The 25,547-nt window shown below is 71.0% G+C and carries 17 protein-coding genes and 2 pseudogenes; 10 read left to right on the top strand and 9 right to left on the bottom strand.

Annotated elements, in window-relative coordinates:
* Positions 1-101 precede the first annotated feature (101 nt).
* A complete protein-coding gene (locus VN520_RS39100; protein WP_325751714.1) occupies positions 102-1,763 on the bottom strand; it encodes an ABC transporter substrate-binding protein in 1,662 nt (553 codons plus the stop codon).
* Between the two features lie 191 nt (positions 1,764-1,954).
* Here VN520_RS39100 and VN520_RS39095 point away from each other — a divergent pair, with 191 nt between their 5' ends.
* The gene (locus VN520_RS39095; protein WP_414720086.1) at positions 1,955-6,070 is read left to right on the top strand and encodes a NocE; all 4,116 of its coding nucleotides are present in this window, start codon (positions 1,955-1,957) and stop codon (positions 6,068-6,070) included.
* A 58-nt stretch (positions 6,071-6,128) separates the two neighbouring features.
* Complete coding sequence (locus VN520_RS39090) at positions 6,129-6,422, top strand: transporter (RefSeq protein WP_325751712.1); 294 nt, start codon at positions 6,129-6,131, stop codon at positions 6,420-6,422.
* Positions 6,423-6,481: 59 nt separating this feature from the next.
* Here the strand turns inward: VN520_RS39090 and VN520_RS39085 are convergent, their stop codons facing one another.
* The 3 genes from VN520_RS39085 to argJ form a co-directional block, all read right to left on the bottom strand.
* Complete coding sequence (locus VN520_RS39085) at positions 6,482-7,231, bottom strand: AfsR/SARP family transcriptional regulator (protein WP_325751711.1); 750 nt, start codon at positions 7,229-7,231, stop codon at positions 6,482-6,484.
* A gap of 741 nt (positions 7,232-7,972) precedes the next feature.
* Entirely contained in the window at positions 7,973-8,980 is a 1,008-nt protein-coding gene (locus tag VN520_RS39080) for an MBL fold metallo-hydrolase (protein ID WP_325751710.1), read from the bottom strand.
* Between the two features lie 99 nt (positions 8,981-9,079).
* Positions 9,080-10,258 carry a bifunctional glutamate N-acetyltransferase/amino-acid acetyltransferase ArgJ gene (gene argJ, locus VN520_RS39075; protein ID WP_325751709.1) on the bottom strand — a complete coding sequence of 393 codons (1,179 nt, stop codon included), beginning with the start codon at positions 10,256-10,258 and terminating at the stop codon, positions 9,080-9,082.
* Positions 10,259-10,470: 212 nt separating this feature from the next.
* On the opposite strand from argJ, the gene VN520_RS39070 reads away from it, so the two are divergent.
* The 5 genes from VN520_RS39070 (at position 10,471) to VN520_RS39050 (ending at position 17,592) form a co-directional block, all read left to right on the top strand.
* On the top strand, positions 10,471-12,186 hold the full coding sequence (locus VN520_RS39070; protein WP_325751708.1) for a thiamine pyrophosphate-binding protein: 1,716 nt from the start codon (positions 10,471-10,473) through the stop codon (positions 12,184-12,186).
* Entirely contained in the window at positions 12,186-13,718 is a 1,533-nt protein-coding gene (locus VN520_RS39065; protein ID WP_414720087.1) for an asparagine synthase-related protein, read from the top strand. The genes VN520_RS39070 and VN520_RS39065 overlap by 1 nt, the downstream gene beginning before the upstream one ends.
* 57 nt (positions 13,719-13,775) lie before the next feature.
* Positions 13,776-14,726 (top strand): agmatinase, encoded by a 951-nt coding sequence (speB, locus tag VN520_RS39060; RefSeq protein WP_325751706.1) that lies wholly within the window; start codon positions 13,776-13,778, stop codon positions 14,724-14,726.
* The gene (gene cs1, locus VN520_RS39055; protein ID WP_325751705.1) at positions 14,723-15,697 is read left to right on the top strand and encodes a clavaminate synthase Cs1; all 975 of its coding nucleotides are present in this window, start codon (positions 14,723-14,725) and stop codon (positions 15,695-15,697) included. The genes speB and cs1 overlap by 4 nt, the downstream gene beginning before the upstream one ends.
* A 224-nt stretch (positions 15,698-15,921) precedes the next feature.
* Positions 15,922-17,592, top strand: a complete 1,671-nt coding sequence (locus tag VN520_RS39050; RefSeq protein ID WP_325751704.1) for a penicillin-binding transpeptidase domain-containing protein — start codon at positions 15,922-15,924, stop codon at positions 17,590-17,592.
* A gap of 195 nt (positions 17,593-17,787) precedes the next feature.
* Here the strand turns inward: VN520_RS39050 and VN520_RS39045 are convergent, their stop codons facing one another.
* The 5 genes and pseudogenes from VN520_RS39045 to VN520_RS39025 all read right to left on the bottom strand — a co-directional run.
* The gene (locus VN520_RS39045; protein WP_325751703.1) at positions 17,788-18,624 is read right to left on the bottom strand and encodes an aldo/keto reductase; all 837 of its coding nucleotides are present in this window, start codon (positions 18,622-18,624) and stop codon (positions 17,788-17,790) included.
* 136 nt (positions 18,625-18,760) lie between these two features.
* On the bottom strand, positions 18,761-20,560 hold the full coding sequence (locus VN520_RS39040) for an AMP-dependent synthetase/ligase (protein WP_325751702.1): 1,800 nt from the start codon (positions 20,558-20,560) through the stop codon (positions 18,761-18,763).
* Positions 20,561-20,788: 228 nt separating this feature from the next.
* Positions 20,789-21,055, bottom strand: a pseudogene (locus VN520_RS39035) (LysR family transcriptional regulator); the annotation flags it as partial.
* A gap of 211 nt (positions 21,056-21,266) precedes the next feature.
* Positions 21,267-22,115, bottom strand: a complete 849-nt coding sequence (gene fdhD / locus VN520_RS39030; RefSeq protein WP_325751701.1) for a formate dehydrogenase accessory sulfurtransferase FdhD — start codon at positions 22,113-22,115, stop codon at positions 21,267-21,269.
* 5 nt (positions 22,116-22,120) lie between these two features.
* Positions 22,121-22,730 (bottom strand): annotated as a pseudogene (locus VN520_RS39025) (Fe-S-binding domain-containing protein); the annotation flags it as partial.
* A gap of 157 nt (positions 22,731-22,887) precedes the next feature.
* Between VN520_RS39025 and VN520_RS39020 the strand changes: the two are divergent.
* From VN520_RS39020 to VN520_RS39010, 3 genes are all read left to right on the top strand, one after another.
* A complete protein-coding gene (locus VN520_RS39020; RefSeq protein ID WP_325751700.1) occupies positions 22,888-23,838 on the top strand; it encodes a beta-ketoacyl-ACP synthase III in 951 nt (316 codons plus the stop codon).
* Positions 23,839-23,913: 75 nt separating this feature from the next.
* On the top strand, positions 23,914-24,492 hold the full coding sequence (locus VN520_RS39015) for an FCD domain-containing protein (RefSeq protein ID WP_325751699.1): 579 nt from the start codon (positions 23,914-23,916) through the stop codon (positions 24,490-24,492).
* Positions 24,493-24,716: 224 nt separating this feature from the next.
* On the top strand, positions 24,717-25,547 hold an 831-nt coding region (locus VN520_RS39010; protein ID WP_325751698.1), incomplete at its 3' end, for an ROK family transcriptional regulator.

The raw sequence follows: 25,547 nt of genomic DNA, 5'->3' as shown, positions 1-25,547 counted from the left end.
GCGCCCGAACGCGCCGCGGCGCGGCCCGCCGTCGCCGGCCGGAGCTGACAGCACGGGGGGCGGCCTGCGGTAAGGACCGCAGGCCGCCCCCCGGGCATGTGTCAGCGTGCGCCGAGCGCCACGTAGTCGTACATCCCGAAGGACCCCGTGACCAGCACGTTGCGGGCGTCCGGGTGGCGGTAGAGCAGCGAGCGCGGGTAGAGGTAGGGCACGATCACGGCGTGGTCCATGGTCAGCCGGTCGATACGGTGCCAGATGGCCGCGCGTTCTGCCGGGTCGCTGCTGACGGCCCCCTGGTCGAGCAGGGAATTGATCTCCGGGTCGTCCAGCTCACCCATGTTCTGGTTGCCGCGTTCCTTGATGGCGCGCCCGTCGACGATCTGCTGGAAGAAGCCGTACCCGTCGGGGAAGTCGGCCCCCCACCCGAACATGATGATGCCGATGCCGTGCTCGCGCAGGTACTCGGGGCTGCCGCCGTAGCGGTCGAAGTAGTCACCGGACGGGAAGTCCAGCACCTCGGCCTCGATGCCGACGCGGGCCAGCCCGGCCGAGAGCGCCTCGGCGGCCCGGTACTCCTTGAGGCGGTCCTTGCGGGCCGCGATCTTCGTGCGGAATCCGTCCGGCATGCCGGCCAGGGCCAGTTCGGCGCGGGCCGCCTCCAGGTCCCCGGTGCCGTCCTCGCCGACCGGGTAGCGGTCGAAGGGCTGGTAACCGTCGATGGTCGGCGGAAGGATCGTGGTGGCGATGTCACCGCCGACCGGGCCTCCGTACGCCGCCTGCATGGCCGCCTTGTCCGTGGCGAACTGCACCGCACGGCGGCAGTGCACGTTGTCGAACGGGGTGATCCGGCTGGACAGGCAGTAGATCCAGGTGAAGCCGGTCAGCGGGTTGTCGGCGTTGGCCCGCAGCGCGGGGTCGGCCAGGATGCGTTCCTGGGCCGCGGGCTGGACCCCGAAGCCCGCGAGGTCGATGTGCGCCTCGCCGGAGAGCAGCATCCGGTCCACCTCGTGCGGATCCTTGCCCAGGTGCACCTCGATGCGCTCGGCCCGCTGCCGGCGTACGGGGTCGGTCGCCGGGTCCCAGTGGGCGTTGCGCTCCAGGACCACGAGCTTGCCGCGCTCGTAGGAGGCGACGCGGTAGGGGCCGGTCGCCACGGGACCGAGCCGGTAACCGATGCCGGTGTCACGGGCCCGGGGGACCGGGGTGGTGCTCGGCATGGTGGCCAGCAGGTCCATGCCGGCGAAGGGCTCGGTCAGCCTCAGGACCAGGGTGCGGTCGTCGGGGGTCTCCACGGTGAGCGGGCCGTCCACCTCCGGCTCGCGCCAGGGGCCGCCGTAGTCGGTGCCCAGCAGGTGGCGGAAGTAGGTGGGGCCGACGCCGAGCACGTCCGTACCGTAATTGCTCCTGGCGATGGCGTACTTGACGTCCGCCGAGACGACGGGGGTGCCGTCCTCGTAGCGCAGGCCCTCACGCAGCCGGTACGTCCACGTCCGCCCGCCGTCCGAGGCCTCACCGAGTGATTCGGCCAGGTCGGGGACCAGCCGCTGGCCGGCCTTGCCGGGCGCGGTGTCGAAGGTGACCAGGGTCCGGCCGACCAGGCGCAAGAAGTTCCAGGTGTAGGCGTAGTACGTGTTGCCGGGGTCGAGCGAGTCGAAGTCGTCGGTGCGCACCAGGCGGAGGGTCCCGCCCAGCGTGTCGGTCGGGGCGGCCACGCCGTCGACGGCGGCGTCGAAGCCGGTGGTGTCCGGCTGTTCGGTCTCCATGTCCCAGCCCTTCTCGCGGTGATTTCCGGCGCCATTCTGCGGGTGCGCGCGCTCCGGAGCGGGGCGGGACGGCACGGGCGCATAGCCGACGGCGGGTCGGTATAGCGGGAGAGCTGGGTGAGAGGGGGTGAAGAGCCCCGGCTGATTGGCTCGCGTCCCCCCACGCGCGGAGCGGACATCCGCTTCCCCCCATGCGCGACGCGGGTGTCCGGAGAAGAGGCGAACAGAACGTGTCCCGAAGAAAAAGATGGCATATACCTGTCATAACTGTCGCGGCGGCGGCACTGCTGGCGGGCTATCCGTCGGTGTCGACCGCCACGTCCCCCACCCCTCCTGAAGGAGCCGCCCAGGGGTGGTCCCAGAAGGACGAGGCGGACGCGGCCGAGCCCGGCCCCGCCGAGCTCCCCGAAGCCGTACCCGCCGATGACCGGGCAGCCCTGCTCGGCTCCGGCTACCGCACCTCCGACGACCTCGCCTGGACCACATCGGGTGACGCCACCGGCTTCCACGTCATGGTCGCCGCCGCCGAGGACGGCTACCGCTGGCGCACCGCGGCGACCTTGTCCGAGCCCGGTTTCGACACCGACACCTGGATCGGCAACGCCTGCCTCACCGCCTCCGGCAAGCGTGCCGCCGTCACCTACGCGCCCCGCACCTTCACCAACAAGCCCGCGCTGATGACCCGCGGGGCCTTCACCGCGATCGTCGACCTGACGACCGGCGCGGTCACCAAGCTTCCCGTCCAGTCCAGCCTGAGCTATTTCTCGCCCGGCTGCGGCACCACGGAGAAGGCGGTCTTCTCGCAGTTCTCCGACGACGGGTCGGAGCGCAACGAGACCCGCCTCATCGGCGTGGACACCGCGAGCGGCAAGGCGGCGAAGCCGCTGAAGCTGCCCGGTCAGGTCACCTCCGCCGTTCCCGTCGCCGACGGCTACGCGGCCGCACAGGGCGCCCGTCTGGTCCGGGTCGCCTCCTCCGGCGACGTGCGCGTCGCCGCCCGCACCTCGGCCGTCCCGTTCCAGCTGACGGCTGCGGCGGACGGCTCGGTCGTCTACATCGACCGGCCCGGCACCACCGCCAAGGACGCCAGGACGAAGGCCGCCACCGAGCAGGCCGAGGTGCGGCGTGCCCCCGCAGCGCTCTTCAGAGCCACCGCCAGGGCCGCCGGTTCCACCCAGCGGCTGGCGACCGGAGCGCTCACCGGCTTCGACCTCTCCCGCTCCGCCCGCACCGGCACGGTGTACGTCACCGGCAAGGCCGAGGCGGCCGGCTCCCTGCCCGCGTCCGTGCGCATGCCCGCAGGAGTGGCCAAGGACGCGGTCCTCTCCACCCGGGGCGAGGCCGCCGTCACCACGGCGTGGGCCGACGGCAAGGACTCCAGGATCTCCCCCCAGGAAGCCGCTTCGGCACGCACCGCCCGGACCGGGATGAAGTTCCTGGACACCGGACGCACCGTCACCCTGGACGCCCGCCCCGGCACGACGGTCGGATCGACCGCGAAGACCGCGGCCGGCCTCGCCACCTCCCCGGCGCTGACCCGCGGCGCCGCGGTGGCCACCCCGAAGCTCGCCGCCGCTTCACCGACCAACCCCGTCGAGGACGAGCGCTACTGCTCGGTGCCGCGCGGGGACGTCCGCAAGCAGGCCTTCCAGCCCACCCCGCGCCAGGTGGAGTGGGCGGTCGACCAGGCCGTGGTCGGCAAGCTCAACCAGCACGTCTCCCGCGCCGCGAACTGGAAGAACACCGGGATGTCGGCCTACCAGCCGCAGTCCCTCTTTCCCCTCAAGACCATGGCGGGTGACCCCAACGGAACACCTGACGCGGCCGACGGCTACCACATCCCCGCGCAGGTGATGCTGGGCATCACCGCGCAGGAATCCAACATGTGGCAGGCCACGCGCTTCGCCGTGCCGGGCGTCACCGCGAATTCCCTGATCGGCAACTACTACGGCATCAGCCACGGTTCCGACGGTGAGGCTCCGGACCCGTGGGCCATCGACTGGGCCGACGCCGACTGCGGTTACGGGATCGTCCAGGTGACCGACGGCATGCGCAAGGCCGGGCGGGAGAAGCCCGGTGAGACCGCGCTCTCCGTGCAGAAGCAGGAAGCGGTCGCCCTCGACTACACCGCCAACATCGCCGCGGGCGTCAACATCCTCGTGGACAAGTGGAACCAGACCTACAGCGCCGGGATGACCGTCAACGACGGCGGGCCGGAGTACATCGAGAACTGGTTCTTCGCGCTCTGGGCGTACAACTCCGGCTTCTACCCGCAGTCGAGCGCCGGCTCGCACGGCGGCCACTGGGGGGTCGGCTACACCAACAACCCGGCCAACGCGCTGTGGAAGGCCAACCGCACCCCCTTCCTGGAGAGCGCAGGCGGCGCGGACGACTACTCCCACGCCGCCCACCCGCAGGACTGGCCCTACCAGGAGAAGGTGATCGGCTGGGCCGCCCGTCCGATCTCCGCGATGTTCGCCCCGGGCGACTTCCAGCCCGGCTACCGGGCCGCCTGGTGGACGAACACGAGCTACCGCACCTCGGCCAAGCCGCCGATCGGAACGTTCTGCGACACCTCCAACAACTGCGACCCCAGCAAGATCAGGGAGAACGACACCAACGAGAACGGGGCGTGCCAGCTCGACAACCCGGCGGACGAGTTCTTCCTGCACTGCTGGTGGAACAAGAAGGCGACCTGGAAGAACTGTGAGTCCGTGGCGGCCTGCGGATTCGCCCTGCACCGCTTCGACGCCACCTATCCCGAACAACCCGACGGCAACGCCTACCCGCCCCGGTGCGCGAGCGGGCTGCCCTCCGGCACGCACGTGATCGACGACGTGGCCTCGGGCGTCACCCCGGCCGGCTCGTCCGGGCGCAGCTGCGGGGCGAAGACCTCGCCCGGCACCTTCGGTTTCACCTTCACGGCCGACGGCGCCAACTACCCGGGCAAGATCGACACCCATCAGATCGGGGCCGGCTACGGCAACCACTTCTGGTTCGGCCACACGAGGAACCAGTCGACCTCCGAGGGCGCCCGGATGCGCACGACCGGCACCTGGACCCTGACCAACGGCATGACCGGCTGGGCCCGGGTCTGGGTGCACCTGCCCGATCACGGAGCCCACACCCGGCAGGCCTCGTACACCATCTCCGGCACCAACAGCACCAGCCCGGTACGGGTGCACCCGCAGCGCGTCGGGGAGAACAAGTGGGTCTCCCTCGGGGTCTTCCAGTTCACCTCCACCCCGAAGGTCGCGCTCTCCACGCACGCGGCCGACGGCAAGGGGTCCGAGGACGTCGCGTGGGACGCCGTCGGCTTCCAGCCGCTGTCGGCCAAGCCCAAGGACATGGTCGTCGCGATGGGCGACTCCTACTCCTCGGGTGAGGGCGCCTCGGCCGCAGGGGGCGTCGACTACTACAAGGAGACCAACTACCGCGACAGCAGCAACCCCTCGACCCGCAACGCCTGCCACCGCTCGACCAAGACGTGGTCGAGGCAGGCCACGATCCCGGGCCGTTCGGCGTCCGTGGGCTCCATGGACGACAGCAGGTCCGCGGCCATGGACTACCACCTGATCGCCTGCTCCGGGGCCCGCACCTACAACATCGCGAGCGTCGGTGAGAACGGCGAACTGCCCCAGCTCTCCAAGGGCTACCTCGACCAGAACACCACGCTGGTGACCATCTCCATCGGCGGCAACGACGCCCGGTTCGCCTACATCATCCAGAAGTGCATCTTCGGTGGCATCGGCTGGCCGACGCTGTGCCAGGACCAGAAGTTCGAGGACGACGACTCCCATGTGGACGATGCGGCCTACCAGGGCCTGACCGTCGGCGTGGCAGCCGAACGTCTCGCCAAGGAGCGGGTGCGGCCGGCCATCACCGACGCCCTGAAGAAGATCCAGGCCAAGGCACCCAACGCCAAGATCGTCCTGATGGGCTACCCGCCGCTGCTGGAGCGGTCGGGGCAGTGCATCCCCGGCGTCGGCACCGGGGAGGCCCCCTGGCTGAACAGCATGGCGAGCACCCTCGCCACCGAGATGCAGGGGGCCGTGAACGACGCCAAGGCCGCCGGCACCAAGGCCTGGTTCTCCAATCCCGCCCAGAACTTCGCGGGCAAGGCCGTCTGCGGTGACCCCGAACAGGTCCACGGCATCGTGCTGGACCTGGTGGAGAGCGACGAGCCGCAGATCGACTGGCCGATCCTGGAACTCGGAGCCTCCGCGCAGTCCTTCCACCCGAAGGTCGGGGGGGCCCGGCTGTACGCGGACTCCCTGGAGCGGACGATGGGGGGCATGGGTCTTTGACCCGTGACACCCGACGGGCCCTCCCCACCCGGGGAGGGCCCGTGACCGGAGGTGAGCGATGAGAAGGGCCTCCCGCCGCGGTGACATCACAGCGGCCCTGCTGCTGCTCGTGACGGACGGGATGCTGCTGGGCGTCCTGCTCTTCGGGGTGCTGGTCTCCGGGGGCCTGACGGGCAGTCCGGACCGGGCCGCGGCCGGCCGCGAGGCCTCCCGGGCCGCGCTGGTCTGCCTGGCCGTCCTGCTGGTCTCCGGTGGCATCGCGACGGCCGTGCGGGCCTGGGTCACCGCGGTGGCGCAGGTGATCGTGCTGGGAGGCGCCGCAGCCCTCGCCTGGACGGCGTTCGGCCCGTGACGCACCACCGCGCTCCCCGGCACAGTTGCCGGGGAGCGCGGCGGGGAGGCCGGGGCGGGTCAGTACCGGGCCATGCCCGGAACCGCCGTGAGCGTGTCGGCGTCCTGACGGAGGATCGCCCTCTCCAGCGTGGTCAGTCTGGGGCCGGGGTCGATTCCCAGTTCGTCGGTCAGTGTGTTGCGGGCTCTTCGGAACACGGCGAGCGCATCGGCCTGCCGGCCGCAGAGATACAGAGCCTGCATCAATTGCGCGTACGGCTCTTCCCGCAGGGGATGAAGGGCTATGAGGTCGGTGAGCTCACCGATAGCCTCCTCGTACTGGCCCAGATTTATCTCCAGGCAGATGCGCTGCTGCAGGGCGGCGATGCGTTCTTCCTCAAGGCGGGCGGCACGGGTCTGCAGCACACTGCCCGAAATCGTGGCCAGGGCCGGGCCGCGCCAGAGGGCGAGTGCCTCCCTGAGGAGCTCCAGTGCCTCCTCCTGCAGGCCGGCGCGTATCAGCTTCTTCGCCGTGGCGACGTTCCGCCGGAAGATGTCGCTGTCGATCTCGCAGTGGGCGGAGTCCAGTTGGTAACCGGAAGCCGTCGACAGGATGGTTTCCTGCGGTGCGCCGACCATGGCCAGTGAGCGGCGGATCATCCACACACTGGTCTGCAACTGGCCGGGAGCGGTACGGGGCGGCCGTTCGCCCCAGAGGTGGGTGATGAGTTCGGGCGTACTGACGGCTCTGCCCGACACAAGTGCGAGGGCGGTGAGAACCCGCAATTGCCGCTGTCCGGCGAGGGGGACCGGTGTGTTCCGGGAGAGCATGGCAATCGGACCCAATATGCGAATCTGCACGCCAGTCATAGGGGTTTCCCGTTTCTGCCTCTCCATGGCTGAATTTCTCCGCCATGGGCTGCTGGATTATCGCACGTAATGTCTTGGGATGCGCTGGTCGACGAAGGAATGCAGTTGTCCCGGCTTCGGCCACTACGCGCGTAGCGGGCTCTCCCCCAGGCCCTATCGATTCGGGACAGTAATCAGCCAACCTTGCTGCGTCAACGAGACGTGACGCCGGGAGGCTGAAAACCGTCGTGCCGGGGAGGGTGGAAAGCGGGCACGGGAAAACTCCTGGACGGCGTGCGCGGGGGCGGGGCGCCTGGCGGGCGCGAGCGCGGACTGCGTGGAGTAATCAACGAGGCATATGCCAAACGATCTTGCTTGGCGAGCCGCGCCCCCGGAATCTCGCCCCCGGGCGGAGGGTGCGCTTCCATCGTGGAGGACGTGTGCAAAGAGTGTGGTCACTCAGCGCGTTTTCCTGGTCCGTGAGGGTGCCGCCTCAATGGTCTAATCCAGTGATGGCGGAAATCGTACGCTGAGAAGATCGTGCGGCGGAGCCGGTGAGCACCCGAAACGGGCATCCGGAGGCCCAGGGGCGGACGGCTTCGGGCATCCGGAGGCCCGTGGGCGGACAGCTTCGGGCATTCCGGAGGATGCGGGACTCCGGGATCCGGCTGTTCCGAGGACTTCGGGCTCCGTGGTTTCCGTCCGCCGGGGGGCGGGTTCGGGTCACTGGAGTCCCGTGATGTCGAGCAGTTCCAGATGCCGGGGCGCCAGCACGCGCGTGTCGCCGCCCGGTGCCCGGCGCCCGGCAGCCTGCGCCAGCGCCGTCACCGCGTCCGGGGACGCGGTGCGGAAGACTCCGGAGTCGCCCAGCGGGGTCACCATGTCGTCATGGTGACAGGGCAGGAGTACTCCCGGTGGTGACCCGAGCGCGGCCAGCAGCCGGTCCGGGTAGCCGTGGACGGCGGCGTGACCGCTCATCCCGATCACCGCCACATCGGGCCGCGCGCCGGCCAGCTCCCGCTCCGCGACGTTGCTGGTGCCGGTCAGCAGCACGGACGGCCCTCCTTCCACGGACACCTGGAAGGCCAGTGTCTGCCCCTCCACCAGATCGCCCAGGGTCCGGGGGCGCGCGGGGGCGGCGTCCCGCGTCCCGGGGGCGAAGGACATGTAGTCCTGCTGCCTGCTGTGCAGACTGCGGAACACCTCCACGCTGTAACCGTCGAACTGGAGATGGTCGCCCCCGCTCACCGCCACCACGTCCGCCATGCGGTCCGCGGGGGTGCCCATCGCGGCCAGCAGGTGACGCGACGTGGTGTCGCAGAGCGTCCGGACGCGCCGACGGCTCCAGCCCGGCCGGGACAGCAGGTGCGGCACATCGGCGAGATGGTCGAAGTGCCCGTGGCTGATCAGGATCAGCTCAGGCACCCCGGTCAGCCCCTTCTCCGCCACGTGCTCCACTGCTTCCGGGTCCAGGCGCAGCGGCAGCGCCGGGTCGAGGGCGCCGCTCCCGTCGGTGTACGGCATCCGGCTCAGATACGGGTCGAAGAGCACGCTGCGGCCCGCGAAGGACAGCTCCCAGCCGGCCACGCCCAGCCAGCGCAGGCCGAGCGCGGTGCCCTTCGGCATCCGGCGGGGGAGTGCGGCCGGAGGCGGGGCGGCACCGCCGGCCAGCAGTCCCGCCGCTCCGGTGCCCAACGCACGCTGGAGGACCGACCTTCGCGACTGACCCATGTGCCACCTCGTTCACTGTGTGCTGATCACCCGTCACCCTACGGAGAGGGTGCGGTGAGGCGGCACATTTGAGTCAACGGCGAGGCCGGGCGTGGCGGATCAGGTGGTGTACTCGGAGTTCAGCCGGACGTACCCCTCCGTCAGGTCGCAGCCGTAGACGGTGAACTCGCCGTCCCCGATGCCCAGTCCGATACCGATCAGGACCTCGCTGCCGCGCATGTGCTCGGCGACCTCGGCGCGCAGCTCGGCGTCACCGGGGCCGTCGGTGCGCTGGGGGTAGACCAGGGTCCCGCCGAAGCGGACCGTGACGTTCTCCTGCAGGATGTCGGTGTCCTCGGTGCACTTGCCGATCGCCATCGTCACCCGGCCCCAGTTGGGGTCGCTGCCGTGCACGGCGGTCTTGACCAGCGGCGAGTTGACCACCGTCTTGCCCACACGCTTGGCCTGTGCCGTGTCCCGGGCCCCGGTGACCCGCACCTCGATGAGCTTGCTCGCCCCCTCGCCGTCGGAGGCGATGTTCTTCACCAGGGCGAGCGCCACCTCGTGCAGCGCCTCCTCGAACTCCGCGAGGTCCACGTCGCCGGCCAGCCCGTTGGCGAAGAGCACCGCCGTGTCGCTGGTCGAGGTGTCGGTGTCGATGGACACCGCGTTGAAGGTGCGGTCCATGACGCTCCGGAAGATCCGGTCCTGCGCGTCCTGCGGCAGCCGGGCGTCGGTGGCGAAGAAGGTCAGCAGGGTCGCCATGTCGGGCTCCAGCATTCCCACGCCCTTGGCGATGCCGACCAGGGTCGCCCCGCCGCATCGCACCCTGACCTCCTTGGGACGGGTGTCGGTCGTCATGATGGCCCGGGCCGCACGGTCGAAGCCGCCCTCGGGAAAGGGCCAGGAGAGCGCCTTGACGTGCGCGCGGATCTGCTCCATGGGGTACTGGAGGCCGATCACCCCGGTGGAGGCGATCAGCAGCTCGTCCTCGGGGAGCCCGGTGGCTGCGGCTACCGCGTCCCGCACCTCGCGGGCGTTGCTCTCGCCCTCCGGGCCGGTGGCGACATTGGCGTTCCGGGCGAGGACGACCACCCCGCGCGCCCGCCCGTCGGCCACCGCCGCCCGGCTGAGCACCACGCTCGGGCCGGAGAAGCGGGACTTGGTGAACACCGCGCTGACCTGTGCGGGCACGGTCGAGGCCAGCACCGTGAAGTCGTCCCGCCCGTCGTCGGAGAGCCCCACCGGAGCGGTGTGCACCACGAACCCGGCGGGCTCCCGGGTGGTCGTACCGGTCATGATCGCCTTCTTCCTTCTGCGATAGATTTATGCGTTTACTCGTATGCCTATTCATTCATCATGGTCGGCCCGGGTGCAAGCCCTGAACCGGCTCGGAGCGTCTCGAAGCGCACTACAGCGCGGTCGGATAGGAGCTGGAGAGGCGGTGGAGAGAGCCCACCGGCACGGTGACGGCAATCCGCTTCCCGTCGACATCCTGGAGACGACGCCGTATGTCCCGTGTTTCGACCAAGCCCAGTGGCAACCCGACGGCCGCCCACGCCCTGCTCAAGCGTCTCCACGAGCACGGTGTGGAGACGGTCTTCGGTGTCGTAGGCCGCGAAGCCGCCTCCATCCTCTTCGACGAGGCGCCGGGAATCGACTTCGTCCTCACCCGGCACGAGTTCACCGCCGGCGTGGCCGCCGACGTCCTGGCCCGCATCACCGGCCGGCCGCAGGCCTGCTGGGCCACGCTCGGCCCCGGCATGACGAACCTCGCCACCGGCGTGGCGACCTCGATCCTGGACCGCTCGCCCGTCATCGCACTGGCCGCTCAGTCCGAGTCGCACGACATCTTCCCCAACGACACCCACCAGTGCCTGGACTCCGTCTCCGTCATGCGCCCCATGACGAAGTACGCCGTCGAGCTCCAGCGCCCGGACGAGATCACCGACCTGGTGGACTCCGCCGTCGCCGCGGCGATGACCGAGCCCGTCGGTCCCAGCTTCATCTCCCTCCCCGTCGACCTGCTCGGCACCGACGTGGACGCCTCGGTCACCCACCCTGCCGCGCACACCCCCACCAAGCCCGTCGGCGCCGTCCAGGCGGGCTGGGAGACCACCGCCGACGAGGCCGCGGCCCTGCTCGCCGGCGCGGAGCACCCGGTGTTCGTCGTCGGCGCGGCGGCCATCCGCTCCGGCGCGGTCCCCGCGATCCGGGCCCTGGCCGAGCGCCTGGACGTCCCCGTCATCACCACGTACATCGCCAAGGGCGTCCTGCCGCACGGTCACCACCTCAACTACGGTGCCGTCACCGGGTACATGGACGGCATCCTGTCCTTCCCGGCCCTGGAGACCCTCTTCGGCCCGGCCGATGTCATCCTGACCCTCGGCTACGACTACGCCGAGGACCTGCGCCCCTCGATGTGGACCCGCGGTGGCGAGAAGAAGACCGTCCGCGTCTCCCCGACCGTCAACCCGATCCCCCGGGTCTACCGCCCGGACGTCGACGTCGTCACCGACGTGCTGGCCTTCGTCGAGCACCTGGACACGGCCACCGCGGACCTCGCCAAGAAGACCCCGCACGACATCGCCCCGCTGCGCGAGCGCATCGCCGAGTTCCTGGCCGACCCCACCGAGTACGAGGACGGCATGCGGGTCCACCAGGTGATGGACTCCATGAACACGGTGATGGAGGAGACCGCCGCCGCCGGAGAGGGCACGATCGTCTCCGACATCGGCTTCTTCCGGCACTACGGGGTGCTCTTCGCCCGCGCCGACCAGCCCTTCGGCTTCCTCACCTCGGCCGGCTGCTCCAGCTTCGGCTACGGCATCCCCGCGGCGATCGGCGCCCAGATGGCCCGGCCCGGCCAGCCCACCTTCCTCATCGCGGGCGACGGCGGCTTCCACTCCAACAGCGCCGACCTGGAGACCATCGCCCGGCTCAACCTGCCCATCGTGACGGTCGTCGTCAACAACGACACCAACGGGCTGATCGAGCTCTACCAGAACCTCGGCCACCAGCGCTCGCACGACCCGGCCGTCAAGTTCACCGGGGTCGACTTCACCGAACTCGCCCGCGCCAACGGCGTCGAAGCCGTCAAGGCCAACTCCCGCGAGGACCTGCTCGCAGCCCTGCGCAAGGGAGCCGGTCTCGGCCGCCCGTTCCTGATCGAGGTCCCGGTGAACTACGACTTCACCTCCGGCGGCTTCGGTGCCCTGAGCATCTGATCATGGCGCACACATTCCCCGCGGCCACGGGGTTCCTGGTCTCCGCCCAGCAGGGCGGGGACCGGGCCCCCGGTCCGGTCTTCGCCACCCGGGGCGCCCACGAAACCGTGGCCGAAGCCCTCCGTACCCAGACCCTGAACGCCGTACTCGTGCACTCGGGTTCGGCCGGGGACGCCATGGCCCGCTCAGGGGACACGGCGCTCGTCCTGGCCGGCGAGCTCTACAACCGGGAGGAACTGCTCACCCTCCTCCCGGCGGGCACCGGTGTCCGCACGGACGCGCAACTGCTGCTCGCCCTGCTGGGCGTCTACGACCTGCACGCCTTCCGGTTGCTCAACGGCCGGTTCGCGGCGGCCGCGGCCCTCGGCGACCGGGTTCTCCTGGCCACCGATCACGCGGGCTCCGTCCCCCTCTACACCCTCACGGCGCCCGGCCGTGTCCTCGCCGCCACCGAGATCAAGGCCCTCGTCCCGGCGACGGTGCAGGCCCCGCCGTCCGGGCGGCCCGTCGCCGAGGCGCGCAGGGTGCGCCGGGTGCCGGGCGTCCACCAGGTGCCCGCCGGCACGGTGCTGGACATCGACGTCCGTACCGGCACCGCCGTGCCCTCACGGACCTGGATCCCGCCGGTGTCACGGCGGGTCCTGCCCGAGGCCGACGCGGCCGCCGCCGTGCGCGAGACGCTGGAGCGGGCCGTCATGGCCCGCACGGGCGGCACCACCCCGCTGGTGGTGCTCTCCGGAGGAATCGATTCTTCCGGCGTCGCGGCGCTCGCCGCCGCGCACACCGACGGCCCGTTGGACACCTTGTCCATGGGCACCGACACCTCGGACGAGTTCGCCGAGGCACGTGTGGTCGCCACCCATCTCGGCTCCGCCCACCGGGAGATCACCGTGCCCACGGCGGACCTGCTCGGCCAGCTCCCGTACGCGATCTGGGCGTCCGAGTCCGTCGACCCGGACATCATCGAGTACCTGCTGCCGCTCACCGCCCTGTACCGGGCCCTGGACGGGCCCGCCCGCCGCATCCTCACCGGCTACGGGGCCGACATCCCGCTCGCCGGCATGCACCGTGAGGACCGGCTGCCCCAGCTGGACACGGCCGTGGCGTTCGACATGGCCACCTTCGACGGGCTCAACGAGATGACCCCGGTGCTCTCCGGCATCCAGGGCCACTGGTCGACCCATCCGTACTGGGACCGCGACGTACTGGACCTGCTGGTGCCGCTGGAGGCCGGGCTCAAACGCCGCTACGGCCGCGACAAATGGGTCCTGCGCGAGGCGATGAGCGCCCTGCTGCCGCAGGAGACGGTCACCCGGCCGAAGCTCGGTGTCCACGAGGGCTCGGGCACGACGTCGTCCTTCAGCCTCCTGCTGATGGACGCCGGGGTGCCGGAGACCGACATCCACCGGGCCAAGTCCCTGGTGGTGCGGGAGATCTTCGACCGGGTGGTCGTCGAGGGCCTGCCACCCGCCGGGGTGAGCACCGCCGACGCCGTGCACCAGGTGGCCGCACGGCTGAAGGAGACCGAGTGAACCGCCCCGGGCCCCGTACCGCCCGCCCGCAGCCCGTCCGACAGGAGGGATGACGCCGTGGAACGTGTCGACACCACGATCTCGCCCCGCTACGCGCAGATCCCGACCTTCATGCGCCTGCCGCACGACCCGCAGCCCACCGGCCGCGACATCGTCGTCATCGGCGCCCCCTACGACGGGGGGACCAGCTACCGGCCGGGGGCCCGCTTCGGCCCGCGCGCCATCCGCAGCGAATCCGGCCTGATCCACGGGGTCGGCATCGACCGGGGACCCGGCACCTTCGAACTCATCGACTGCGTGGACGCCGGGGACATCGACCTCACCCCGTTCAACATGCACATCGCGATGGAGACGGCCCACCGCCATCTGCGCGGGCTCCTCCAGAACAACGCCGCCTTCCTGATGCTCGGCGGCGACCACTCCCTCACCCTGGCCGCCCTGCGTGCCGTGGCCGAACAGCACGGCCCCGTCGCCGTGGTCCACCTCGACGCGCACTCCGACACCAACCCCGCTTTCTACGGCGGCGAGTTCCACCACGGGACCCCCTTCCGCCACGGCATCGACGAGGGTCTCATCGACCCCGAGCGCACCGTGCAGATCGGCATCCGGGGCCACAACCCCCGGCCGGACTCGCTGGACTACGCCCGCGGAAAGGGCGTGCGCATCGTCACCACGGACGAGTTCGTCGAGACCGGCGTCGCCGGGGTGCACGCACTCGTCAAGGAACTGATCGGCGACCGGCCCGTCTACGTTTCGGTCGACGTCGACGTGGCCGACCCGGCCTTCGCCCCGGGGACGGGGACCCCCGCCCCCGGAGGGCTGTCCTCCCGCGAGGTCCTGGCCCTGCTGCGCTGCGTGGGCGAGCTGCGGCCGGTGGGCTTCGACGTCATGGAGGTCTCACCCCTCTACGACCACGCCGGGATCACCTCCGTCCTGGCGACAGAGATAGGCGCGGAACTGCTCTACCAGTACGCCCGTGCTCACATCAAAGGAAGGAACGACGCGTGACCGTCATCGACTGCTCCGAACTCCGCGACGAACTCCTGGAACTCGCCTCGCGCCTGCCCGCGGTGCCCCGCGCGGACCTCCCGGCCTTCCTGGAGGCAGCGAAGGAGGCGTCCGGCGACCTCCCGGCCCCGATCGCCGAGGCGCTCGACGCCTTCAACGCCTCCGGCAACGAGGACGGCTACCTCCTGCTGCGCGGGCTGCCCGTCGAACCGCAGGACCAGCTGCCGCGCACCCCCGAGTCCACCCCCGCGCCGGTGGAGCGCCCGCTGCTCACCATGGAGGCGATGCTCGGCATCGTCGGCCGCCGGCTCGGCCTGCACACCGGATACCAGGAGCTGCGCAGCGGCACCGTCTACCACGACGTGTACCCCTCGCCCGGCGCCCACCACCTCTCCTCGGAGACCTCCGAGACCCTGCTGGAATTCCACACGGAGATGGCGTACCACCAGCTCCAGCCCAACTACGTGATGCTCGCCTGCTCCCGTGCCGACCACGAACGCAAGGCCGCGACCCTGGTCGGTTCGGTCCGCAAGGCGCTGCCGCTGGTCCCGGAGGGCTTCCGCAGCCACCTCTTCGACCGCAAGATGCCCTGCTGCGTCGACGTCGCCTTCCGCGGCGGCGTCGAGGACCCGGGTGCGATCGCCCAGGTGAAGCCGCTCTACGGCGACCCCTCCGACCCGCTGCTCGGCTACGACCGGGAGCTGCTGGCACCGGAGGACCCCCGGGACGTCGAGGCCGTGGAGGCGCTGTCCAAGGCGCTGGACGAGGTCACCGAGGCCGTGCACCTGATTCCCGGCGATGTCCTGATCGTCGACAACTTCCGCACGACGCACGCCCGTACGCCGTTCACGCCGCGCTGGGACGGGGCGGACCGGTGGCTGCACCGCGTCTACATCCGCACCGACCGCTTCGGACAGCTCTCCGGCGGTGAGCGCGCGGGCGACGTGGTCTCCTTCACCCCGCGCGGCTGACCCTGCCCTTCCCGCAGGCAGACGGGCCGGTGGCGCTCCCCGACGGGGGGAGCGCCACCGGCCCGGCCGTCGTGCCGCAGCCGCCCGACCGCTCTCGGCTCACTCTCCTGACGCTCTTCGTGGTGGCCCGGTGCCCGGGGACAGCGGTTAGCGTGTCGGACAGGTGATCGGAGACAGTCCGGTCGCGGAAGAGGCAGCCGCAGCAGACGAGGAGAGAACGCCAAGTGTCGGACCCCACGTTGCAGCAGATGGCACGTCATGGCCGCGCAGGGCGCCGCGGACCGCGCAGAGGACCGGTGCTGGGTGTGGCGGTGGCCGTCGTCCTGGCGGCGGGCGCGGGCTGGTGGGGGTACCGGGCGTGGTCCGGGGACGGGACGGAGCAGGACCCCGAGGTGGCCGCGGCCACCGAGCGGCTCCAGTCGTTCCTCGACGCGTGGGCGGCGGGTGAGCCGCAGAAGGCGGCGGCGCTGTCCGACTCCCCGGAGAACGCCGAGTCCCTGCTGACGTCGGTGATGACCAACCTCAAGCCGGCCAAGTCGGAGCTCTCGGCGGGGGAGGGCGAGAGGAACGACAAGGGTGAGGTGACCGTCCCGTACACCGCGAAGTTCACCATCCCCGCCGTCGGCCTTTTCGCCTACGACTCCGAGGCGACCCTGGTCAAGAAGGCGCAGCAGTGGACCGTGGAGTTCGGCTCCCCGATGGTCCACCCCGAGCTGAAGCCCGGCCAGACGCTCGCACTGAAGACGGTCGCCGAGCGTGCCGCCGTGCTCGACGCCAACGGCGACGACCTGCAGGCCGCTTCGCTGCGCGGCTCGGTGGACGAACAGGGCAAGGGGACCTTCGGCCTGGAGGCGCGCTACGACAAGCAGCTGCGTGGTGGCGGGGGCGCGGCCACCAGTGAGGTGGTGGTCGCCGACCGGCAGTCCGGCCAGGCGGAGGCATCCCTCACCAAGAGCTCCGCGAAGCCCGGAACCCCGGTGAGGACCACCATCGACCCGAAGGTGCAGGGGGCCGCGGCCGAGGCGATGGAAGGGCTGAAGGTGAACGCGGCGCTGGTGGCCGTGCAGCCCTCGACCGGGAACGTCCTGGCCGTCTCCAACCGTCCGGCCGGCGGTCTGAACCGGGCGCTGGCCGGGCAGTACCCACCCGGGTCGACGTTCAAGGTGGTGACGGCGGCGGCGATGCTGAAGGCGGGGATGAAACCCTCGGACGTGGTGGAGTGCCCCAAGTTCGCGCATGTCGACGGGCAGCGGTTCGAGAACCAGAACCAGTTCACGCTGCCGTCCGGCTCGACCTTCAAGGACTCCTTCGCCAAGTCCTGCAACACCATGTTCGTGGAACACCGCGCCGAGGTGGGCGGCTCCGCCCTGCACGATGCGGCACAGGCGTTCGGGATCGGCGGCGTATGGGACGTCGGTGACACGACGTACGACGGATCGGTCCCGGCCAGCACGTCGGACAACGACCTCGCGGCGTCCACCATCGGCCAGGCCCGGGTACAGGCCTCGCCCCTGGTGATGGCGTCGATCGCCGCGACGGTGAAGGAGGGTGCCTTCAAGCAGCCGGTGCTGGTGCCCGATGCCGTCAAGAAGAAGCACGAGGCGACGGCGAAGCTCGATCCGTCGGTGACCGGCGCCCTGCGCGACATGATGCGGGCGACGGTGACGTACGGAGCGGGCAGCGCCCTGACAGGCATTCCCGGGCAGCCGCACGCCAAGACCGGGACGGCGGAGTTCGGCGAGGAGAAGCCGCCGCGCACCCACGCCTGGATGATCGGCTACCAGGGTGACAGCGACCTGGCGTGGTGCGTGATGCTGGAGGACGGCGGTTCGGGCGGCGCCGACGCGGGGCCGGTGGCGGCCAGGTTCCTGCGGAGTCTGACGGATGCGGGCTGAGCGCAGGACCTGACGCACTCCGCCGGTGCGACGGCTTCCGGGAAGCGGGGCCCCGGCCCGGGCCCTCGGTCCGGTGCCTGCCGGGCACACGGCCCGGCGGCCACCCGGCACCCGCCCGGTGCTCGTGGCCGGGACACACAGCGGCGCCCCCACCGTGCGCACAGTGGTGGGGGCGCCGCCGGGGGCGTGACGGGATCAGGCGCCGAGGTTGAATTCGGCCGGGTCGGCGCCCAGGCGCTTGCCCTCGTCGAGCGCGGCGAAGGCGGCCAGGTCGTCGGCGTCCAGCTCGAAGCCGAAGACGTCGATGTTCTCCGCGATCCGTGACGGGGTCACGGACTTGGGGATCACCACGTGGCCGGTCTGGAGGTGCCAGCGGAGCACCGCCTGGGCCGGCGTCCGGCCGTGCTTGCGCGCGACGGCGACGACCGTCGGGACCTCCAGGAGGCCCTTGCCCGAGCCGAGCGGCGACCAGGCCTCGGTGACGATGCCGTGCTCGGCGTGGAAGGCGCGGGACTTCGCCTGCTGGAGCTGCGGGTGCAGCTCGATCTGGTTGACCGCGGGAACGACGGAGGTCTCGCCCAGCAGGCGCTCCAGGTGCTCCGGGTGGAAGTTGGACACACCGATGGCCTTCGCGCGGCCGTCGGCGAGGATCCGCTCGAAGGCCTTGTACGTGTCGACGTAGGCGTCCTTGGCCGGCACCGGCCAGTGGATCAGATACAGGTCGACGTAGTCCAGACCCAGCTTGTCCAGCGACGCGTCGAAGGCGCGGAGCGTCGAGTCGTGTCCCTGCTCGGAGTTCCACAGCTTGGTGGTGACGAACAGTTCCTCACGGGCGATGCCGGAGGCGGCGACGGCCTTTCCCGTGCCCGCCTCGTTGCCGTAGATCGCGGCGGTGTCGATGCTCCGGTACCCGGCCTCCAGAGCCGTGGTCACGGCCGTAGTGGCCTCGTCGTCCGGCACCTGCCAGACACCGAAGCCGAGCTGCGGCATCTCGAGGCCGTTGTTGAGGGTGATGGTGGGGACCTGGCTCACGAGCAGTCGATCCTTACGTCGTCGGTTGGTACTCCCTGGGAGAACGAACACGGAAGCCTAACCATTCCCGCCTGCCCGGACCCGGAGAAACGGAAGAATGTTCACCTGGCGCCCCGTCATGGGCGGCCGCCGGGGCTCAGCGGTACAGGGCGTCGACCTCGGCCGCGTACGCCGTCTCGATCGCCTTCCGCTTCAACTTGAGGGAAGGGGTCAGCAGGCCGTGCTCCTCGGTGAACTGGTGCGCCAGGATGCGGAAGGTGCGGATGGACTCCGCCTGGGAGACCGCGGTGTTCGCGGCCACCACCGCGCGGCGCACCTCCATCTCCAGGTCGGGGTCGCGCACCAGGTCCGCGGCACGCATCGGCGTGCGGCCCTGCATGGCGAGCCAGTGCTCCACCGCCTCGTGGTCCACGGTGACCAGCGCCGCGATGTAGGGCCGGTCGTTGCCGACGACGATGCACTGCGCGACCAGCGGGTGCGCGCGCACCCGCTCCTCCAGGCCGGTGGGGGCCACGCTCTTGCCCCCGGAGGTCACCAGGATCTCCTTCTTGCGCCCGGTGATGGTCAGATAACCGTCCTCGTCGAGCGCTCCGAGGTCGCCGGTGGCCAGCCATCCGTCGTGCAGTACGGCGTCCGTGGCCTTGGGCTGACCCAGATACCCGGAGAACACATGGGCGCCGTGCACCCAGATCTCACCGTCCCGGGCGATGTGCACCGAGGTCCCGGGGATCGGCCGGCCGACGGTGCCGTAGCGGGTGCGCTCGGGCGGATTGGCCGTGGTGGCGGCGGTCGTCTCGGTGAGTCCGTAGCCCTCGTAGACCGTGACGCCCGCCCCGGCGAAGAACAGCCCGAGCTGCCGGTCCATGCCGGAGCCGCCCGTCATGGCGTGCCGCACCCGGCCGCCCATCGCCTCCCGGAGCTTGCGGTAGACGACCTTGTCGAAGAACTGGTGCTGCATCCGCAGCCCGGCGGACGGCCCGGTGCCGGTCCCGAAGGCCCGCTCCTCCATCGCCTCCGCGTACTTCACCGCGATCTCCACGGCCTTGTCGAACGCTCCGAGGCGGCCCTCGGCCTCCGCCTTGCGCCGCGCGCCGTTGAAGACCTTCTCGAAGATGTACGGCACCGCCAGGATGAAGGTGGGCCGGAACGACACCAGGTCCGGCATCAGTGCCTTCGCGGACAGCTCCGGCTGGTGGCCCAGTTTGACCCGGCCGCGCAGCGCCGCGATCTCCACCATGCGGCCGAAGACATGGGCGAGCGGCAGGAAGAGCAGCGTCGCCGTCTCCTCGCCGGGCTCGGAGAGGAACACCGGGCGCCAGCGGCCGACCATCGTGTCGGCCTCGAACATGAAGTGGGCGTGGGTGATCACACAGCCCTTGGGGCGGCCCGTCGTGCCGGAGGTGTAGATCACGGTCGCCACGGAGTCAGGAGTCACCGCGCGGCGGTGCCGGTGCACGACCTCCTCGTCGATCAGCGTCCCGGCGTCGACGAGCTCGGCCACCGCGTCGGCGTCCAGCTGCCAGAGCCGGTGCAGATTCGGCAGCCGGTCGATCACCGAACCGATCGTCATGGCGTGGTCCTCGTGCTCGACCATGACGGCCGCGACCTCGGCGTCGTGCAGCATCCACAGGACCTGCTCGGCCGACGAGGTCGGATAGACGGGCACGGACTGGGCGCCCACCGCCCAGAGCGCGAAGTCGAAGAGCGTCCACTCGTAGCGCGTACGGGACATCAGGGCGACCCGGTCGCCGAACCTGATGCCGTGTGCGATCAGCCCCTTGGCGAGAGCGAGCACCTCGTCGCGGAAGGTGGCGGCCGACACGTCGTACCACTGCCCCTGCGCGTCCTTGCGGCCGAGGGCCGTCCGATGGGGATCTTCCTCGGCGAAGTCGAAGACGGTATCGGCAAGACCACCGACTTGAGGGGCAGCGGCCATGGGGGGGACAGTGAATTCGCGCAATGACCTGCTCCTTGTGGCGCTCCGCACGGCGCCGCGACGCTACCTCACCGCCGGAGGCCGCAGGAGGGTCCGAAGTCTCCGGAAAACGTGGCATCTGGTCGGCCCCACCGTAGAAATCGGGCCAGATGGGCAAGGCTCGGGCAGACTTCTGACCGTGGAGTAAGTAGCTCGGGCGGGAATCTCCACCGAATCTGTACGCGGCACTTACGGCGGATCGGCGGGGGGCGGCACGACCGGGACCCGGTGGAGGCGGCCCCCGCCCGCCAGGATCGCCGCCGCGAGGGCGTCCGCCGCCTCCTGGGCACTGTCCCGGCGGCGCCCGTGCAGCAGCACGAAATCCACATCCCCGAGCTCCGGCAGACCCGCCCGTGACGGCACCGGCACGAGTCCCGGTGGGATGAGCCCCCGGGTGTGCGCCATCACCCCCAGACCCGCGCGGGCCGCGGCGACGAGTGCGCTCAGGTCCGCACTCGCCTACGATGCGGTGCGCGACGGCAAGTGCCCCACGGCCCCACGGCTGCCTTCGCGGCGGACGGATGGTCCTCGTCCGTGTCCGCGGTGAAGGACGGCGCGGTGGGCGCCTGAGCCGCCGGCCGGACGCGTCACGCAGGAGAGGGCCCGGCCGGCGCAGGGGGCGCTCCCCGCCGGCCGGACCCCTGCCCCGTGCGGCGGGTGGGTCCGTTCAGCCCCGACCCACCGCCGCATCGAGGGTGATGCGGTGGTCACCCGCGTACACGTTCATGGACTGGCCCCGCAGGAAGCCGACGAGGGTCAGTCCGCTCTCGGCCGCGAGGTCCACGGCCAGCGACGACGGCGCCGAGACCGCCGCGAGCACGGGGATCCCCGCCATCACCGCCTTCTGCGCCAGTTCGAAGGAGGCGCGCCCTGACACCAGCAGGACCGCCTGCGAGAGCGGCAGGCGGTCGTCGGTGAGGGCGCGCCCCACGAGTTTGTCGACCGCGTTGTGGCGGCCCACGTCCTCGCGGATGTCCAGCAGCTCGCCCTCCGGCGAGAACAGGGCGGCGGCGTGCAGGCCCCCGGTCCGGTCGAACACCCGCTGCGCCTCACGCAACCGGTCGGGGAGGGCGGCCAGCAGCGCGGGCGTCACCCGGACCGGGGGAGTGTCGGCGACGGGATGGCGGGTCGTGGTACGGACCGCGTCGAGACTCGCCTTGCCGCACAGCCCGCAGGACGAGGTGGTGTAGACGTTGCGCTCCAGAGTGATCTCGGGGACCACGACGCCGGGCGCGAGCTTCACGTCCACCACGTTGTACGTGTTCACGCCGTCGGCCGTCGCCCCGGCGCAGTACACGATCGACTGCACCTCGGAACCCTCACCGATCACGCCCTCGCTCACCAGGAAGCCCGCCGCGAGCGCGAAGTCGTCGCCCGGGGTGCGCATGGTGATGGCGAGCGGCCTGCCGTTCAGCCGGATCTCCAGGGGCTCCTCGGCGACCAGGGTGTCGGGGCGGGTCGTGACCACTCCGTCCCGGATGCGGATGGTGCGGCGACGCTCGGTGACCCGTCCCATGGCCCTCAATCCCGATTCTGTACGTGTCGGTAGCCGAAACGGCCCTTGATACAGAGGTTGCCATGGGGCGCCGGACCGGTGTGCGGCGAGGTGACCTTGGCGATCTCGTTGTCCCGCGCCTGGAGCGTCACGTCGCGGCCCGCCCCGCAGGAGGCGCGGACGGTCGTGGTCCGCGTCTGCGCGGGCTCGTCCCACGCCCTCGCCGCCCGCATGCCGAATTCCGTGCTGAACGGGAGTGCGCCGGCCGGGCCCACCCCGATGGGGTTCCCGCAGAACACACAGGCCGGGTCGGGGAGCGCGGCGCCGTGCCCGGTGGAGACGCGGGCGTCGAAACCGCGTCCCGCGACGGCGATGGCGAAGGTGTTCTGCCACTGCTCGCCGCAGGCATCGACGCACTTGTGGCAGAGGACGCGTTCGTCGTGGTCGCGGACGTACAGGTCGTTGCCGATCTTCGGCTGCTCGTTCATCCGGGGAGCGTCCTCGCCGAAGCGTCCGGGCTCCGCCTCGTACTCCTTGATCCACGTGGGAGTCCCCGGCCTCGGCCACGCCCACCGGCAGGCGTTCTTCGGGGAGGGTCAACACTCGTGACAGCGAGTGCCTCGCCCGTCGCGAATCCGGTGGGGCCGTCGGGGTGTCCGCACGAGTTCCCGGGAAACTGTTCGAGACGCTCCAAGCCCGGACCGGTATTCCTGTCGGGTTACGTGCCCCTGTACCGATCGGTAGCAACCAAGACTGGATGGTTCCTGCCAAACGTAGCGAGGGGAACCCGTACATGACCGGCTCACGTGTCGTGGCGCTCGGCCACTATCAGCCTGCCAAGGTCCTCACCAACGACGATCTGGCGGCCATGGTCGACACCAGCGACGAGTGGATCACCAGCCGGGTGGGCATCAGGACCCGGCACGTGGGCGCCCCGGGCGAATCCGTGGACGAGATGGCCGCGCACGCCGCGGCCAAGGCGCTCGCGTCGGCCGGACTGCAGGCCGCGGACATCGACATGGTCCTCGTCGCCACCTCCACGGCCGTCGACCGCTCGCCGAGCATGTCCGCCCGGGTCGCCGCGCGCCTGGGCATGGGCTCGCCGGCCGTGATGGACATCAATGTGGTCTGCTCCGGATTCACCCACGCGCTGGCCACCGCCGACCACGCCCTCCGGGCGGGGGCGGCCACCCGGGCTCTCGTCATCGGTGCCGACAAGATGGGCGACATCGTCGACTGGACGGACCGCTCCACCTGTGTCCTGATGGGTGACGGCGCGGGGGCCGCCGTCGTCACCGTCGACCCCGACGCGGGCGGCAGGCCCGGGATCGGCCCCGTCCTGTGGGGTTCGGTGCCGGAGATGGGCAACGCCGTACGCATCGAGGGCACGCCCCCGCGGTTCGCGCAGGAGGGGCAGTCCGTCTACCGCTGGGCCACCACGCAGCTGCCGCCGATCGCCCGCCGGGTCTGCGAACGGGCCGGTGTCACACCGGAAGACCTCGCTGCGGTGGTGCTGCACCAGGCCAATCTGAGGATCATCGAACCCGTCGCCCGGAAGATCGGCGCGGTCAACGCGGTCATCGCCCGGGACGTGGTGGACTCCGGCAACACCTCGGCCGCGTCGATCCCGATGGCCCTGTCCAAACTGCTGGAGCGGGGCGAGGTCGAGAGCGGTGCGCCGGCCCTGCTCTTCGGCTTCGGCGGGAATCTTTCGTATGCGGGTCAGGTGATCCGCTGCCCCTGAGGCCCCTCGGCGTGACATCGTGCTCGGCGGACCGTGGACGGCAGGCAATTACCCGGCGCCCGGAGAGGGACCGCGATGTCGTCCGCAGGCCTGCCGCAGGGAACGGTGCCGAAGCTGGAGCGGCCGGGGCCGTTGCGCGAGCGCGTCCACGGGGCGCCCCAGCGGCTGAACACCGAGGGCTGGGCCGATCTGCGTCCCGCGCAGAGCGCGTTCGTCCATGGGCCGACCGGGGAGGAGGCGGACCAGCTGCTCTCGGTCCGCACCCTGCTGGAGGCCGAGGCCGGGGCGGCCCGGCCGGCCGCCGCCCACACCGGCCGGCCGGGCAGCGAGGAGCTGGAGGAGCTGTGCTCCGAGGGGGAGCGGGTGGCCGCCGCCGAGGACGTGGACCTCACCGTCGCCACCAACGCCGCATTCCACGCCGAGGTCATGGAGCTGGCCGGCGACGTCGTGCTGTCCGAGCTCGCCACCCAGGTGGACCGCCGGGTCCGCTGGTACCGCACGCCGGTGGCCCGCCGGCGCGGGACCCGGTCCTGGACCGAGCACCGCGAGCTGATCGTGGCGAGCGCCTCCGGGGACGAGCAGCGGGCCACCGAGGTCATGCGGGCGCACACCGAGCACACCCGCCGGACGTATCGCAGCCGCGAACGGACCTGACAGTCGTCGGGGCGGAGGCCGGGGCGGAAAGCCCCGGCCTTTTCCCTGTGCTGACCGGACACCGAACCGGATGCGTCTTCCATGACGCGCATCTTTGTCCTGAGTGTGGAGAAAGTTGGAGCGGATTCATGCGCAACTTCTTCCCACTCCGGTAAACCGCTGCTACGTTCCCCTCGAAAGCCCGACGGACTGGCCGATGTGGCGGGGAGGGACGCGTGAGACGTATGACGGCACGACCCGCGAACACGCACCAGGCGCGACTGCTCCGGCTGCTGCGTGACGGGGGTCCCAACTCCCGCGCGCAGCTGGGCGATCAGGTCGACCTCTCGCGTTCCAAGCTCGCCGTCGAGGTGGACCGGCTCCTGGAGACCGGACTCGTCGTGGCCGACGGGCTCGCCGCGTCCCGCGGTGGCCGCCGCTCGCACAACATCCGGCTCGCCCCCGGACTGCGCTTCCTCGGTGTCGACATCGGCGCCACCTCCGTCGATGTGGCCGTGACCAACGCGGAGCTGGAGGTCCTCGGCCACCTCAACCACCCGATGGACGTGCGGGAGGGGCCCGTCGCGGTCTTCGAGCAGGTGCTGTCGCTGGCGGCCAAGCTCCGGGCCTCCGGGCTCGCCGAAGGATTCGACGGCGCCGGCATCGGCGTACCGGGACCGGTCCGCTTTCCCGAGGGCGTACCGGTCGCACCGCCGATCATGCCGGGCTGGGACGGCTTCCCGGTCCGCGAGGCGCTCAGCCAGGAACTGGGCTGCCCCGTCATGGTCGACAACGATGTGAACCTGATGGCGCTGGGGGAGCAGCACGCGGGCGTCGCCCGTTCCGTGGGCGACTTCCTCTGCGTCAAGATCGGTACGGGTATCGGCTGCGGCATCGTGGTGGGCGGCGAGGTCTACCGCGGTACGACGGGCAGCGCCGGAGACATCGGCCACATCCAGGTGGAACCGGACGGCCGCGCCTGCGCCTGCGGCAACCGGGGCTGCCTCGAAGCACACTTCAGCGGCGCGGCCCTCGCCCGCGACGCCGAGGACGCCGCCCGCACCGGCCGGTCCGCG

Origin of the sequence: Streptomyces sp., from assembly GCF_035563135.1 — a bacterium.
In the GTDB taxonomy this organism is placed as follows: Bacteria; Actinomycetota; Actinomycetes; order Streptomycetales; family Streptomycetaceae; genus Streptomyces.
This window is presented reverse-complemented; position numbering and strand designations above follow the sequence as displayed.

Bases quoted from the DNA above. Each gene is read 5' to 3' on its own strand.
- VN520_RS39100 (WP_325751714.1), bottom strand. From the start codon at position 1,763: ATGGAGACCGAACAGCCGGACACCACCGGCTTCGACGCCGCCGTCGAC.
- VN520_RS39095 (WP_414720086.1), top strand. From the start codon at position 1,955: ATGCGCGACGCGGGTGTCCGGAGAAGAGGCGAACAGAACGTGTCCCGA.
- VN520_RS39090 (WP_325751712.1), top strand. From the start codon at position 6,129: ATGAGAAGGGCCTCCCGCCGCGGTGACATCACAGCGGCCCTGCTGCTG.
- VN520_RS39085 (WP_325751711.1), bottom strand. From the start codon at position 7,231: ATGCTCTCCCGGAACACACCGGTCCCCCTCGCCGGACAGCGGCAATTG.
- VN520_RS39080 (WP_325751710.1), bottom strand. From the start codon at position 8,980: ATGGGTCAGTCGCGAAGGTCGGTCCTCCAGCGTGCGTTGGGCACCGGA.
- argJ (WP_325751709.1), bottom strand. From the start codon at position 10,258: ATGACCGGTACGACCACCCGGGAGCCCGCCGGGTTCGTGGTGCACACC.
- VN520_RS39070 (WP_325751708.1), top strand. From the start codon at position 10,471: ATGTCCCGTGTTTCGACCAAGCCCAGTGGCAACCCGACGGCCGCCCAC.
- VN520_RS39040 (WP_325751702.1), bottom strand. From the start codon at position 20,560: ATGGCCGCTGCCCCTCAAGTCGGTGGTCTTGCCGATACCGTCTTCGAC.
- fdhD (WP_325751701.1), bottom strand. From the start codon at position 22,115: ATGGGACGGGTCACCGAGCGTCGCCGCACCATCCGCATCCGGGACGGA.
- VN520_RS39020 (WP_325751700.1), top strand. From the start codon at position 22,888: ATGACCGGCTCACGTGTCGTGGCGCTCGGCCACTATCAGCCTGCCAAG.
- VN520_RS39015 (WP_325751699.1), top strand. From the start codon at position 23,914: ATGTCGTCCGCAGGCCTGCCGCAGGGAACGGTGCCGAAGCTGGAGCGG.